The sequence below is a fragment of the Kitasatospora sp. NPDC088742 genome (assembly GCF_055584905.1).
On the sequence record NZ_JBVJLD010000041.1, the window covers coordinates 40,082 to 53,358 of the forward strand.

Annotated in this window: 15 protein-coding genes; 11 read left to right on the plus strand and 4 right to left on the minus strand. The window is 75.7% G+C overall.

Annotated features, from left to right (window positions below; genetic code table 11):
* Nucleotides 1-31: 31 nt before the first annotated feature.
* Entirely contained in the window at nucleotides 32-253 is a 222-nt protein-coding gene (locus ACZ6ZR_RS27620; protein ID WP_465646743.1) for a hypothetical protein, read from the minus strand.
* 167 nt (nucleotides 254-420) lie between these two features.
* Between ACZ6ZR_RS27620 and ACZ6ZR_RS27625 the strand changes: the two genes are divergently transcribed.
* From ACZ6ZR_RS27625 to ACZ6ZR_RS27665, 9 genes are all read left to right on the plus strand, one after another.
* A complete protein-coding gene (locus ACZ6ZR_RS27625) occupies nucleotides 421-681 on the plus strand; it encodes a hypothetical protein (protein ID WP_465646744.1) in 261 nt (86 codons plus the stop codon).
* 81 nt (nucleotides 682-762) lie between these two features.
* Nucleotides 763-1,968 carry a cytochrome P450 gene (locus tag ACZ6ZR_RS27630; RefSeq protein WP_465646745.1) on the plus strand — a complete coding sequence of 402 codons (1,206 nt, stop codon included), beginning with the start codon at nucleotides 763-765 and terminating at the stop codon, nucleotides 1,966-1,968.
* 71 nt (nucleotides 1,969-2,039) lie between these two features.
* A complete protein-coding gene (locus ACZ6ZR_RS27635; protein ID WP_465646746.1) occupies nucleotides 2,040-3,173 on the plus strand; it encodes an acyl-CoA dehydrogenase family protein in 1,134 nt (377 codons plus the stop codon).
* A complete protein-coding gene (locus ACZ6ZR_RS27640) occupies nucleotides 3,170-4,372 on the plus strand; it encodes a GNAT family N-acetyltransferase (protein WP_465646748.1) in 1,203 nt (400 codons plus the stop codon). The genes ACZ6ZR_RS27635 and ACZ6ZR_RS27640 overlap by 4 nt, the downstream gene beginning before the upstream one ends.
* Nucleotides 4,359-4,817, plus strand: a complete 459-nt coding sequence (locus tag ACZ6ZR_RS27645) for an SRPBCC family protein (protein ID WP_465646750.1) — start codon at nucleotides 4,359-4,361, stop codon at nucleotides 4,815-4,817. The genes ACZ6ZR_RS27640 and ACZ6ZR_RS27645 overlap by 14 nt, the downstream gene beginning before the upstream one ends.
* Nucleotides 4,814-6,046 (plus strand): aspartate aminotransferase family protein, encoded by a 1,233-nt coding sequence (locus ACZ6ZR_RS27650; protein ID WP_465646752.1) that lies wholly within the window; start codon nucleotides 4,814-4,816, stop codon nucleotides 6,044-6,046. The genes ACZ6ZR_RS27645 and ACZ6ZR_RS27650 overlap by 4 nt, the downstream gene beginning before the upstream one ends.
* 26 nt (nucleotides 6,047-6,072) lie before the next feature.
* Complete coding sequence (locus ACZ6ZR_RS27655; protein ID WP_465646754.1) at nucleotides 6,073-6,327, plus strand: acyl carrier protein; 255 nt, start codon at nucleotides 6,073-6,075, stop codon at nucleotides 6,325-6,327.
* Nucleotides 6,324-7,589 carry a beta-ketoacyl-[acyl-carrier-protein] synthase family protein gene (locus ACZ6ZR_RS27660; RefSeq protein ID WP_465646756.1) on the plus strand — a complete coding sequence of 422 codons (1,266 nt, stop codon included), beginning with the start codon at nucleotides 6,324-6,326 and terminating at the stop codon, nucleotides 7,587-7,589. Before ACZ6ZR_RS27655 ends, ACZ6ZR_RS27660 begins: the two co-directional genes overlap by 4 nt.
* A 37-nt stretch (nucleotides 7,590-7,626) precedes the next feature.
* Nucleotides 7,627-8,652, plus strand: coding sequence for an SDR family oxidoreductase (locus ACZ6ZR_RS27665; RefSeq protein WP_465646758.1), 1,026 nt, complete (start codon nucleotides 7,627-7,629; stop codon nucleotides 8,650-8,652).
* 7 nt (nucleotides 8,653-8,659) lie between these two features.
* On the opposite strand, the gene ACZ6ZR_RS27670 is transcribed toward ACZ6ZR_RS27665, so the two are convergent.
* Nucleotides 8,660-9,232 (minus strand): TetR/AcrR family transcriptional regulator, encoded by a 573-nt coding sequence (locus tag ACZ6ZR_RS27670; protein ID WP_465646760.1) that lies wholly within the window; start codon nucleotides 9,230-9,232, stop codon nucleotides 8,660-8,662.
* Nucleotides 9,233-9,355: 123 nt separating this feature from the next.
* On the opposite strand from ACZ6ZR_RS27670, the gene ACZ6ZR_RS27675 reads away from it, so the two are divergent.
* Nucleotides 9,356-9,799 carry a nuclear transport factor 2 family protein gene (locus ACZ6ZR_RS27675; RefSeq protein WP_465646762.1) on the plus strand — a complete coding sequence of 148 codons (444 nt, stop codon included), beginning with the start codon at nucleotides 9,356-9,358 and terminating at the stop codon, nucleotides 9,797-9,799.
* 152 nt (nucleotides 9,800-9,951) lie between these two features.
* Here ACZ6ZR_RS27675 and ACZ6ZR_RS27680 read toward each other — a convergent pair whose 3' ends face one another.
* Nucleotides 9,952-11,118 (minus strand): Dyp-type peroxidase, encoded by a 1,167-nt coding sequence (locus ACZ6ZR_RS27680; RefSeq protein ID WP_465646764.1) that lies wholly within the window; start codon nucleotides 11,116-11,118, stop codon nucleotides 9,952-9,954.
* Between the two features lie 52 nt (nucleotides 11,119-11,170).
* Here ACZ6ZR_RS27680 and ACZ6ZR_RS27685 point away from each other — a divergent pair, with 52 nt between their 5' ends.
* Nucleotides 11,171-12,472 carry a right-handed parallel beta-helix repeat-containing protein gene (locus ACZ6ZR_RS27685; RefSeq protein ID WP_465646766.1) on the plus strand — a complete coding sequence of 434 codons (1,302 nt, stop codon included), beginning with the start codon at nucleotides 11,171-11,173 and terminating at the stop codon, nucleotides 12,470-12,472.
* A 7-nt stretch (nucleotides 12,473-12,479) separates the two neighbouring features.
* On the opposite strand, the gene ACZ6ZR_RS27690 is transcribed toward ACZ6ZR_RS27685, so the two are convergent.
* The gene (locus ACZ6ZR_RS27690; RefSeq protein ID WP_465646768.1) at nucleotides 12,480-13,253 is read right to left on the minus strand and encodes a hypothetical protein; all 774 of its coding nucleotides are present in this window, start codon (nucleotides 13,251-13,253) and stop codon (nucleotides 12,480-12,482) included.
* Between the last annotated feature and the right edge of the window lie 24 nt (nucleotides 13,254-13,277).

Genomic DNA, 13,277 nt, shown 5'->3' on the forward strand with positions numbered 1-13,277 from the left:
CGAGCTTGAGCCCTCGGGCGCGCCCGAGGGCTCAACCGAGCAGGTACTCGGCCGCGTTGACGTGCCGGGCGCCGACCAGCCAGCCCGTGCCGGAGCCGTCGTCGTTGCGGCTGACCACGGTGGTGGACGAGCCCGCGTGGACGTCGCGGTGCGGGGCGGCCTGGGCGGCGGCGGCCAGCGGGGGGAGGGCCAGCAGGGGGAGTGCGGCGGCGGTGGCGCCGAGCACCGTGAGCAGGCGCAGGATGGAGGTCATGCCGGGTCCAACGGCGCGAACCGACGGAGCGTCACCCCGGCTACCCCGCCCGGGCCGTGCGCGGACTGCGCCAAGCGGGTGGCATCCCACCCCCAGGGGTTCGTCGTTCGGCCGAACGAGCTACACGGCGTGACCTCGGGGCTGGGCCGTTTGCCATGATCGGCCCCATGCGAACTTTCGGTAAGGCGTTCGGCGCCTTCATTGCGGCATGCGCTCTTTCGGCCCTCCCCACCACCGCCTTCGCGAGCAACGCCACCGGCCAGGCCGGTAGCGGGAACGTGGCCATCGGCCAGGGCTCCCGGGCCGACGACGGCGGGGTCTCCTCCAACTACGCCAACGTCACCTCGGTGACCGCGGCCGACTCCAACGTCGGCAACTCCCTCGACCTCTGGCCGGGAGCGGTCCTGGTCGTCCCGACCGCCCACTGACGCACGGACCGACGGCGGGCCCCGGCCGGAGCGCTACGGCCAGGGCCCGCCCCTCGCTCGATTGGACCTGAGGCCGGACCGGTGAACGCGGAGACGATCCTCCTGTCGGTTTTCACTCCCGAGGGCCGGGAGAACCCCTATCCGGCGCTGGCCGAACTGCGCGGCACCGCACCGGTGTTCCTCAGCCCGACGATCGGTTCGTACGTCCTGACCGGCTTCGCCGACTGCCAGTCCGTGCTCGCCGATCCCGGATTCCTGGTCCCCGACCGCGCATGGTGCGAACGGAACCTCCCGGACGCCGCCGGCCACCCCTCCGCCGAGTTCTTCTACTCCTCGATGCTGGCCACCGACCACGCCGCCCATGACCGGCTGCGCCGTCTGGTGGTCCGCGAGCTGAGCGCCCGCCGGGTCGCCGCCCTGGCGGACCGGGTGGAGCGGCTGTGCACCGAACTGCTGGACGGCTTCGCCGCAGCAGCCACCACGGGCGGGAGCGCCGACTTCCAGGAGCTGGTCGCCGTCCCGCTCCCGGTCGCGGTGGTCGGCGAGCTGATCGGCGTCCCGCCCGCGGACCGGCCCCGGCTGCGGCTGCTCGGCGACGAGGCCGGCCGCCTGCTGGAGCCCGTCCGCACCCCGGAGGACTGGGCCCGCGCCGACCACGGCGTCACCGGACTGCGGGAGTACTTCGCCGCCCTGCTGCGCGAACGCCGCGCCCGGCCCGCCGAGGACCTCGCCTCGGCGCTGGCGGCCGCCCACGGGAGCGGACTGACGGAGCGTGAACTCGTGGACGTGCTGGTCCTGGTGTTCGCCGCCGGGTTCGAGACCGCCTCCGGCATGCTCGGCCAGGCGGTGCACGCCCTGCTCACCCACCCCGGGCAGTGGGCCCTGCTGCTCCGCCGCCCCGAACTGGTGCCGGCCGCACTGGAGGAGTCGCTGCGCTGGGACGCCCCCGTCCCGATGACCGAGCGGATCACCGCGCGGCCGGTCCGGCTCGGCGGGGTGAGCGTCCCCGCCGGGGCCAGCGTCATCACCGTGATGGCCGCCGCCCACCGCGACCCGGCGTGCTTCGCCGACCCGGACGCCTTCCTGGTCGAGCGCACCGACGGCCAGGTGCTCGCCTTCAGCGCGGGTGCGCACTACTGCGTGGGCGCCGCGCTGGCCCGCCTCCAGGGTGCTGCGCTGCTGCGCCAACTCCTGGACCGATTCCCGGAGTTGAGGCAGGCCGGAGCACCGGTCAGGCGGACCGGGGACGGGCTGCGCGGCTTCGTCCACCTGCCGCTGGCCGTCTGACCCTCCCCCGTACCGCCCCGACGTCCCACCCGACGTCCCACCCCGATCTCCGTTCCCGGAGGAGCCACCCCGTGTACTTCCTGCAGCGCGAACGCGCAGCCCTGGAGACCTGTCTGCCCGGCCTGGACGCCGCCCTGGCGGCCCAGCCCCTGGAGCGTCTGGAGAGCGCGCCCAGCCCGGCGATCGGCGCGTTCCGCGCGGCCGGCGGCCCCGGCCTGCTGGTTCCCCGTGTCCTGGGCGGCAAGGAGGCGAGCGCGCTGGAGGCGGTGCGCGTCCAACGGGCGGTCGGCTCCCGCTGCCCCTCGCTGGCGGTGGCCACCACCATGCACCACTTCTCGGTGGCCGGACTGGTCCGCTCCGCCGCCCCGGGGGGTGCGGAGGAGCAGCTGCTCGCCTCGATCGCCGCCGACCGGTTGCTGCTGGCCTCCGGCTTCGCGGAGGGCCGGGCCGGTCAGAACATCCTCAAGCCCCACATCACCGCCCGCCGCCAGGGGGAGAAGGTGGTGCTCAACGGCAGCAAGATGCCCTGCAGCCTGTCCCGCTCGATGGACCTGCTGACCGCCTCGGTGCTGCTGGCCGACGAGGACGGCGTCGAACGCCTCGCCGTCGCGCTGGTCCCGGCCGCCACCCCGGGCGTCGAGGTGCGCCCGTTCTGGCGCAACCCGGTGCTGGCCGGGGCGGAGAGCGAGCAGGTGGTGCTCACCGAGGTCGAGGTGGACCGGGAGCAGGTGCTGCTCACCGAGGTCACCGCGGACGCGGTGCCGGACGACCTCAACACCGCGGGCTTCCTCTGGTTCGAACTGCTGCTGACGGCCGGCTACCTCGGCGTGGCCTCCGCCCTGGTGGAGCGAGTGCTGGCCAGGCCGTCCGGCCCGCCCGAGGACCCGGCCGCGCTCCTGGTGGACCTGGAGGCCGCGATGCTCGCGGTGGAGGCGGTCGCCCGCGCGATGGCCGACCAGGACCAGCCCTGGGACGACGGCCTGCTGGTGGCCGCCCTGACGGCCCGTTACGCGGCCGAGGACGCCATCGCCCGCACCACCCGGCGCTGCCTGTCCGCCCTCGGCGGCATGGCCTTCGTCGGCTCGCCGGAGGGCGGCTACCTGGCCGCCGCGGCCGGCGCGATCGGCTTCCACCCGCCCGCCCGCGCCCGGATGGCCGGCCCGCTGCGCGAGTACCTCGGCGGCCGCCCGCTGCGGATCGGATGACCGGCGTGACGGCCGCCACCGCCTACCGCGTCGAGGTGGTGCACGGCGTCGACGCGCTCCCGCCAGGGCTCTGGGAGCGCCTGGCCCCGCCCGACGACCCGGTCTGGTCGCGCCAGGTGCTGCGCGCGATGGAGGCGGGCGCGATCGGCCCGGACGGCTACGCCCACCTGGTGCTCCGTCAGGACGCCCCCGGGGAACGGGAGGCGCTCGCGGTGCTGCCGGTCGCGTTCTTCCCCCGGCTGCGGCTGGACGAGGTGGTCGGCGCCGAGGACCGGCGCCGCCTGGCCCCCGTCCGGCGGGCGCTGCCCGGGCTGCTGCGGGTGCCGATGCTGTTCTGCGGCCACCTGCTCGGCCAGGGCCACCTGCTGACCGACCGCCGCCTCCCGCCGCCGGCCCTGGACGCGCTGGTGGCCGGGGCGCTGGCGCTGGCCCGCCGCGAACGCCTCGGCACGGTGGTGTTCAAGGACTTCGCCCCCGCCGAACTGGCCGTCCTGCGGCCGTCGCTGTCCTCCGCCGGGTTCTTCTTCCTGCCCGCCCTCCCCGACACCGAACTGCGCCTCGGCGCCGGAGGGTTCGAGGAGTACCTGACCCGCCTGCCCGCCAAGGCGCGGCGCAACGCCCGCAGCAAGCTGCGCCGCGCCGCCGCCTGGCCCGGCCTGCGCACCGAGGTGCTGGCGGACTTCGCCCACCTGCTGCCGCAGATGCTCGGGCTCTACCGGCAGGTGATGGCCCGCGCCGACCAGCGGCTGGACGTGCTGGACGCCGCCTTCCTGGCCGCCGTCCACGACGGGCCCCCGGCCGGCCGCCGGCTGGTGGCCTGCTTCGAGGGCGAGCGGCTGGTCGCCTTCCTGCTCTGCCTGTTCGCCGGGACGGGAGCCACCGGCGCCCGGATCGGCCTGGACTACCGGATCGCCCACCAGGCCGGGCTCTACCACGCGGTGCACCACGCGGCGATCCGGCTGGCCCTGGACGCGGGGTGCACCCACATCCGGTTCGCCCAGACCGCCTACCAGCCCAAGCTCGAACTCGGCTGCGAGCTGGTCGAGCAGTGGTACGCGATGACCCACCTGAGCCCGCTGCGGCGGGCCCTGCTGCGGCGCGCGCTGCCCCCGGCCCTGACCGCCGCCCGGGCCCGGGCCCTCGGCCCGTCCGCCACACCTGTCCCCGATCCCAGGAGGTTGTCCCTTGCCGCACGTTGAGGTCGAACTGCCCATCGCCGCACCGCCGGACGTGGTCTGGGCGGCGGTGGTCGACGTGGAGTCGTACCAGCACTGCATGGAGAGCGTGGAGGAGGTGGTGGTGGTCGAGCGGGCCGACGACCGCCACCGCACCACCGCCTGGTCGGTGCGGCTGGACGGCTCGGTGCTGCGCTGGACCGAGGCGGAGCTGATCGACCCGGTGGCCCGGCGCTTCGACTTCCACCAACTCACCGGCGACCTGGGCGAGTTCCGCGGCCACTGGGAGGTCAGGGAGGGCCCGGACGGCGGCAGCCTGGTGGCGCTCCGCGCCGAGTTCGACATCGGCATCCCGCTGCTCGCCGACATGCTCAACCCGCTCGCGGCCGAGGCCCTGCGGGAGAACGCCGAGCAGATGATCGCCGCCCTGCGGACCCGCCTCGTCCCCCTCGCGGCGGTGACGGCGTGACCACCGCGACGGCGACCGAGGTCTTCGACCAGCTGCGCCGCCACCTCTCCGCCAAGCTCGCCCTGACCGGCGGCTTCGCCGGCCGCGGCGCGGTGGAGGCGGCCGCCGAGGGGGCCCGGGTGACGCTCTCCGACGGGCGCCGCGTGCTGGACTTCGGCTCCTACGCGGTCACCCTGCTCGGCCACCGCCACCCCGAGGTGCTGGCCGCCGTCCGCCACCAGCTGGACACCATGCCCACCGCCACCCGCAGCCTGGCCAACCCCGTCGCCGCCCGCGCGGCCGGCTTGCTCGCCGCCCACCTCGGCGGCACCCTGCCCAAGGTCCACTTCGGGCTGAACGGCTCCGACGCGGTGGAGGTCGCCGTCAAGCTCGCCCGGCTGGCCACCGGCCGGGCGAGGGTGCTCGCCGTGCGCGGCGGCTTCCACGGGAAGTCGCTCGGCGCCCTCGCGCTGACGCACAGTCCGCTCTACCGGGTCGGCCTGCGCGGCTGCGCCGTCGAGGTGGCGCACCTGGACCCGCAGGACCCGGACGCCTTCGACCGGGAGCTGGCCGCCGGGCCGGTGGCGGCCCTGGTCTTCGAACCCGTCCAGGGGGAGAACGGCGCGGTGCCGCTGCCGGCCGAGGTGCTGCGCGCCTGGTGCGCGGCGGCGGCCGGGCACGGCGCGATGGTGATCGCCGACGAGATCCAGTGCGGCCTGCGCCGCTGCGGCGAACCCTCGCTCGCCCTGGCCCGCGGCCTGCCCGTGGACGGCGTGCTGCTCGGCAAACCGCTCGGCGGCGGGGTCGTCCCGCTCTCGGCCCTGGTCTGCTCCGAGCGGCTGTACGCGCCGCTGGAGGCCGACCCGTTCCTGCACTCGGCGACCTTCGGCGGCCACCCGCTGAGCTGCGCCGCGCTGCCGCCCGCGCTGGAGCTGACGGAGCGTCTGGCCGGGCACGGCCGCAGGCTCTCCGCCCTGCTGGACACCGGCCTGGCCGAACTGCGCGAGCGCCACCCCGAGGCGGTGCGCGAGGTGCGGGGCCTGGGCCTGCTGCGCGGGGTGGACCTGGACACCCCCGCCCGCGCGGGCGCCACGGTCCTCGGCCTGGCCGCCCGCGGCCTGCTGGTCTCGCCCTGCCTGGGCCGCCCGACCACCATCCGGCTGCTGCCGCCCGTGGTCGCCACCGAGGCCGAACTCGCCGAAGGGCTCGGCCTGCTGGACGCCACCCTGACCGCGGTGACCACCCGATGAACCCTCCGGCTCGACGAAGGACGGACATGCCCACGCGTGAGGAACTGGCCCTGGTGGTCAGGACGACCATCTCCGACGTGCTCGGCACGGAGGTCGAGGACGTCCAGGAGCACACCAGCCTGCTGGCCGACTACGGCATCGACAGCCTGGAGCTGATGGAGATCGGCTCCCGGCTGGAACGCACCCTGGCCCTGCGGATCGCGGTCGAGGACCTGACCCGGGCCGAGGACGTCGGCCAGGCGATCGACCTGCTCACCCTCCGGACGGCGGAGGCCCGGTGACGGCACGTCGGCCGGGGCGGCGGCCGGACGGCGGCCACCGGGTCGCGGTCACCGGCATCGGCCTCAAGTCCCCGGCGGGCAACGGGGTGCAGGAGGCGTACGAGACAGTGCTCAAGGCCCGGCCCACCGCCACGGTCTCCCCGCTCCTCAGCGAGCGCGGCGTCTCGGTGCGGATCGCCTGCCTGGTCCCGTCGTTCGACGTGGAGGCCTACCTGACCCGCCGGGAGTCCCGGCAGCTCGACCGGGCCGCCACCCTGCTGCTCTGCGCGGCCTCCGACGCCGTCGCCGCCGCCGGGTTCACCGACTGCGGCGGCCTGTCACCCGAGCGGGTCGGGGTGCAGATCGGCACCGGCATGGGCGGCCTGGCCAGCATGGAGCAGGTCACCACCGACCACTGGGACAGCCCCGGCGACCTCCCGGTGCACACCGTCCCGCGCACCATGGCCAACTCCTCCGCCTCCCGGCTGGCCCTGCGCTACGGCTACCAGGGCGCCTGCACCACCTACTCCTCGGCCTGCGCCAGCGGCACCACCGCCATCGGCGAGGCGGCCCGGCGGATCCGCCACGGCGAGCTGGACGCGGCGCTGGCCGGGGGAGTGGACGCACCGGTGACCACGGTGATCGTCGGCGCCTTCGCCAAGATGCGCGCGATGTCGGCCCGCAACGACGAACCCGCCCTGGCCAGCCGCCCGTTCGACACCGACCGGGACGGCTTCGTGATGGCCGAGGGCGCCGCGGTGCTGGTGCTGGAGCGCTGGGAGGCGGCGGTGGCCAGGGGCGCGGCGATCCTGGGCGAGGTGGCCGGGTACGCGGACAACTGCGACGCCTTCCACATCGTCGCCCCGATCGAGGACGGCGGCATGGCCGCCCGCTGCATGAGCCGCGCGATCGCCGACGCCGGGCTGGCCCCCGCTGACATCGGCCACGTCAACGCGCACGGCACCTCCACCGTCCTCAACGACCGTGCCGAGGCGCGGGCGATCGAGCGGGTCTTCGGCGCCGGGGCGCTGCCGGTCACCGCGATGAAGGGCGTGACGGGCCATCTGATCGGCGGCTCCGGCGCCCTGGAGGCCGCCCTCGGCCTGCTCTGCGCCGCCCGCGGCGAGGTGCCGCCGATCGCCAATCTGCGCGGCAGCCCGGAGGCCGCGCTGGTCGACCTGGTCCGCGCGGTGCCGCGCGCCGTCGGACCGGGGCGGCCGGTGCTCTCCAACTCCTTCGGCTTCGGCGGCCAGAACGCCTCGCTCGTGCTCATCCCCGCCTGATCCGCCGTCACCCCCCTTCCAACGCTGGGACGATGCCATGCGAATCCTGTTGACCGGCGCCACCGGAGTGGTCGGCACCGAGGTCGGCGGCCTGCTGCGGGCCACCGGCCACACGGTGGTGCCGGTGGCCCGCCGGGCCACCCCCGAGGCCCCGCTCTCCTGGCGGATCGGCGCCGAGCCGCCGCCCGCCGGGCTGGCCGGGCACTGGGACGTCATCGTGCACGCGGCCGCCACCACCCGCTGGACCCTCACCCGCCCGGAGGCCGTCGCCGCCAACCTCGAACCGCTGCGGGCGGTGCTGGCCCTGGCCGACCGCGACACCCACCTGGTGCAGGTCTCCACCGCCTACGTCGGCGGCACCCGCAGCCCGGCGGACCTGCGCGGCGCCGAGTTCGAGGGCTACCGCAACGGCTACGAGTGGTCCAAGGCCCGCTGCGAGGAACTGGCCCGCGGCGAGCACCCCGGCCCGCTCACCGTGGTCCGCCCGCCGCTGGTGGTCGGCCGCTCCGACGACGGGCGGATCGCCCGCTTCTCCGGCCCGTACACCATCCTCCAGGCCCTGGTCTCCGGCCTGGCCGCCGTGGTGGTCGGCGACCCGGGCGGCTACGCCGAGATCAGCCCCGTCGACCAGGTCGCCGAGGTGATCGCCGCCGCCGCGCTCGGCGCGCCGCCCGCGGCCCCGCGCACCGAGGTGATCGCGGCGGGTGCCGGGTGCCTGACCCTCTCCGAGCTGCTGGACGTCATCTGCTCCACCCTCGACTCCTGCCGGGCCGCCCACGGAGTCGCACCGGTCGCCCGCCCGCCGCTGGTTCCGGCGGAGAGTTGGGACCGCTTCTTCCTGCCGCTGGCGGACCGTCACCTCTCGCCGTTCCAGGCCCAGGCCGTGAAGCTGCTCGCGATGTTCCAGAGCTACACCGCGATGACCGAGCCCTTCACCCCCACCCACCCCGTCGCCGACCCGGCCGCCGTGATGGCCACCGCCGTCCGCCACTGGGCCGGCGCCAAGCCACGGCTGGCGCTGGCCCGGCCGGAGCCGTGGACCCGCTTCGCCACGGTGTCCTGAAGGGGCGTCAGTGCGGCCGCAACCCGTCGGTGATCACCGTCAGGACGCGGTCGCGGGCGTCGGCGTCGGCGCCGAGCTGCTCGACCGCGCCGCCGGTGGCGACCAGCAGGGCGATCAGCTCCGGCATCGCCAGCTCCGGGCGGACCGCGCCGGCCCGCTGCGCGCTCTCCAGCAGCGTGGTGAGCCCCGCCCGGACCACCTCGCTGGGCCCCCTGAGCGCGGTGTGCGCGTCCACGCCCGCGGCCGCGAGAGCCCGGGTGAACTCGCCCTTGCCGACCGAGCTCTCGACCACCAACCGCAGGCAGTCGAAGAAGGCGGCGGCCGGATCGGCCGCGGCGGCGAGCTCGGTGACCCGGGCCGCGACCTCCTCCAGCCGGCCGACCATCACCGCCTCCAGCAGCGCCTCCTTGGTCGGGAAGTGCCGGAACAGCGTGCCGACCCCGACGCCCGCGGCCCGGGCGATCTCCTCGGTGGGCACGCCGGTGCCGCGGGTGGTGAAGACCTCGGTGGCGACCTCCAGCAGCCGGGCCCGGTTCCGGGCGGCATCCGCTCGCAGCGGGCGTTCCTGACGGTCGGTCACCCTGCACCACACCTCTCGTCCGCCGGGGGCGGGAAAGCCTGGACAAGCGGAGTCGCCAGTCCGTATCGTCGTAAGCGGAGTCGCTGGTCCGATTCTAGCGACCTGACCGGACAGGGGTCGACCATGCCCGAAACCATGTCACCGAGCGCCGTCTTCCACCGGCTCGTCGACGCGATCGGCCAGGAGCGGTACGGCGAACTCGCCGCCCTCTACGCCGAGGACGCCGTGGTGGAGACGCCCTTCCAACCCGTCGGCCCGCGCCGGATCGAGGGCCGGCGCGCCCTGGCCGAGCGGTTCGCCCTGGTCGCCGAGGCCTCCCCGGTCCGGCTCACCGCCACCGACGTGGTGGTGCACCGGACCGAGGACCCCGAGGTGGTCGTCGCCGAATGGGACTACCTGGTCCACCACCGGCCCAGCGGACGGGAGTTCACGGTCGCCAACGTCCAGATCCTGCGCGTGCGCGACGGCCTGATCGTGCACAGCCGGGACTTCCATGACCACCTCGCCCTGGCCGCCGCCGACGACCGCCTCCCCGAGCTGATGGCCGCCCTGCGGGCCCCGGCTTAGCCTGTTCTTCGTCGCGCTCATTCATCACGGCCCTCACGTCGATTCCCTTACCTCGTAGCCGAGTTCAGGGTCACGTGAAGGCCGCACCATCGTCTTCGGAACACCCATACGAGTGACACGGGAGGCGATGGCCGCGCAGTTCCGCTGCTCCTCTAGAGGTTTGCGCCCAGGTCCCGGCCCGGGGGCGCTCCGGGGAGGACCCAGGCGGTGGCGGAGGCGGTGTGGGTGAGGAAGGGGGTGAGGGCGTCGCGTTCGGCGAGGCGGGTCTGGACGCGGGTGAAGAGGGCGGGGTCGCGGAGGAAGGCGGAGAAGAGCAGGCCGCGGTCGGTGGGGCCGTCGTCGTAGGACCAGCCGCGCCGGAGCATGCGGGCGCCGCCGTCGAGGCGGGGGCTGCTGAGGCGGACGTGGGCGTCGGCGGGGATGACGTAGGAGCCGTCGGGGTGCTTGGCGTAGACGTCGGGGTCGTCGTGCTCCGCGTGGCCGGTGAGCGGGGCGCCGGTGTCCGCCCGCCGTCCGACGGCCAGGTCCTGACGGTCCTTCGGGAGGGCGGCGAAGGCGGCCGTGTCCATCCGGATCCGCCGGTAGACCAGGATCGTCCCGTCGCCGTGCGGGCCCGGCGGGCCCCAGAGGGAGGGGTCCTCGGGGGCCGGGTTCGCGGTGCCGTCCTTGAATCCGAAGAGGTTGCGCGGCGTCTGCCCGGCGGGGACGGACGGGAGGAAGCCGGCCTGGCTCCAGCGGACCGCCGCGCCGCTCCGCCCGGCCGCCGTGACCAGGTGCTCGGTCAGGACGCCGGTGGTCCAGGGCTGGTCGGAGGCGAGCTGGACCAGCAGGTCACCCCCGCTGCGGGCGGGGTCGAGGCGGTCGCCGGCGAAGGCCGGCAGCTCGGCGAGGGCCGAGGGGACGTTCAGTCGCAGCCGCCCGGCCAGGCCGGGACCGACCGCCACCAGGGAGGTGACCGGCGGCGTGCCGTCGAGCCGGGAGTCACCGAGCGAGCCGTCCGCCGCCCCGGCCAGCACCGCGCCGATCGAGGCCAGCAGTCCGCGCAGCGCGTCCCGGCCCGCGCCGTCCGGCAGGTCGAGGGCGAGCAGCCGGACGGCGGGCAGCTGAGGGTGGGTCAGCCCGGACTGCCGGGCGCCGTGGAACGGCACGGCGCCCGGCGGGGGCGGCGCGGCCGGGGCGTGGTCCCGCTCCCGGGTGAACGCGGCCGCGCCGGCGGCTCCCGCCCCGGTGGCCAGGGCCGCGGTGAGCAGGGTCCGACGGTCGAACCGGGGGCGTGCGGGGGTGGCCGCGCCCTGCGGGTTCGCGTGTTCGGTGTGCATGCCGTCCATTCCAGACGGTAGAACACGATCCATGCAATTCCTCCGTGGTTCCATGAAGTTGACGACCCGTTGGGCCGGGGCGGTACTGGCGGGGCTGGGCCTGCTGGCGGCGGTCTCCGGCTGCTCCTCCGGCGGCCCGGGCGGGACCTCCGCGGACCGCCACCCGCCGGGGGCGGTGATCCGGGTGCCGGCCGACGTCCCGACGGTGCAGCGGGCGGTGGACGTCGCGGTGCCCGGCGACCTGGTGCTGGTCTCGCCCGGCACGTACCGGGAGAGCGTGCGGATCACCAGGCCCCGGGTGGTGCTGCGCGGCACCGACCGCAACGGGGTGGTGCTGGACGGCGGCCTGAAGCTCGTCAACGGGATCACCGCGACCGGTGCGGGCACCGTGGTGGAGAACCTCACGGTGCGCGGCTACCTCGCCAACGGGGTGCTGTTCACCGGCGTCACCGACGATAAGCTCCAGCGCCACGGCGCGGGCGGCTCGGCCTACGACCCGCTGGACACCACGCGCTTCCCCCCGGTGGAGGGCTTCCGGGCGAGCCGGGTCACCTCGTACGGGAACGCGCTCTACGGCATCTACGCCTTCGACGCGCGCGGCGGGATCATCGAGGACTCGTACGCCTCGGGGATGGCCGACTCGGGGATCTACGTCGGCCAGTGCCGGCCGTGCGACACCCTGGTGCGGGGCAACACGGTGGAGCGCAACGCGGTGGGCATCGAGATCACCAACGCCTCGGAGAACCTGACCGTGGTCGGCAACCGGGCGGTGGGCAACCGGGTCGGAGTGACCGTCAACTCCAACGACCTGGAGTCGCTCGCGCCCCAGCACGGCGCGGTGATCGCGGGCAACGTGGTTGCCGACAACAACTCGGCGGACTCCCCGCAGCAGGCCGACGGCGGATTCGGCATCGGCATCGGGATCGGCGGCGGCGTCGACAACCGGGTGGAGCGCAACCTGGTCACCGGCAACCGGTCGGCGGGCGTGGTGGTCACCGACCCGCCCGGGCACCCGGCGAGCGGCAACCGCGTCGCCGGCAACCAGGTCACCGGCAACGGGGTGGACCTGGTCGGGGCGGCGGCCGCGCCGAGCAACTGTTTCACGGGCAACGGCCCGGGCGTCCAGAGCCCGCCCGGGCTGGAGCAGTTGGCGCCCTGCGGGGTGACCGGCTCCGCCCCGGTGCCCAGGGGCCGCGCGGCGGTGGTCCAGGCCCCGCCCGGCACCCCGTTCAACGCCGTCCCGGCGCCGCCCGCGCAGCCCTCGCTGCCCGACCCGAACGCCCCCGCCGTCCCGGCCGTCGCGCTGCCTGGCCCGGTCGACCCGGCCGCCTACCCGCTGCCGACGGGCGTCTGACGCCACGTCAGCCGGCCGTTGCCCAGGGCGCCTGGGGGAGCCGGGCGTCCGGCTGCGGCCCCTCCAGGTCCAGGGTGGTGGGCGTGGGGAGCCCGGCGATCCGCATGGTGACCCGGCGCAGGCCGCCGTCGGCGTCGATCCAGTAGGTGAGCGGGGAGGCGGCGGTGTCGCGGTCGGCGGCCCCGCGCGGGCGGGGGCCGGAGATCCGGTCGTGGTCGCGGCCGTCGATCCGGTCGCGGCCCAGCCAGCGGGGGCCGGACTGGGCGAGCAGCAGCGGGTTGTCGGGCCGGTCCGCGCCGAGCTGGGCCAGCAGGTTGAGGCCGGCGTCGAGCGGGCCGGTGCCGAAGGGACGGGAGGCCCAGCCGCTGCGCGGCACGTGGTCGGCCTGCTCCCAGGCCGGGCCCGCCGCCGCGGCGGCGGGCGCCTTCGCCAGGCCCAGTCCGCCCGCGTCCCACACCACCAGTCCCTCGTCGACGGTGCCGGCCGGCCCGCGGACCAGGTAGCTGCCCGCCGCGTGCCGGGTGCGGTAGTCGATGACGCCGTGCACCTCCGTCACCAGGCCGCCGCTCTCCTCGGCGGTGAGCGCGACCTTGACGGGGCCCTTGCCGTAGAGGGTGAAGCGCGACAGGGCCAGCCGGGAGGCCTCCTCGGTGCTGAGCGGGCGGCTCTCCTCCTGGCGGTCCGTCAGCTGCCAGGCGGTCACCCCGCCGGCGGCGAGCAGGGCGGCCGCGAGGGCGGCGGCCACGGCGGTGCGGCGCTTCTTCGGTCTCAGGTGTGCCATGGCGGGTCCGTCCTCCGTGGGCCG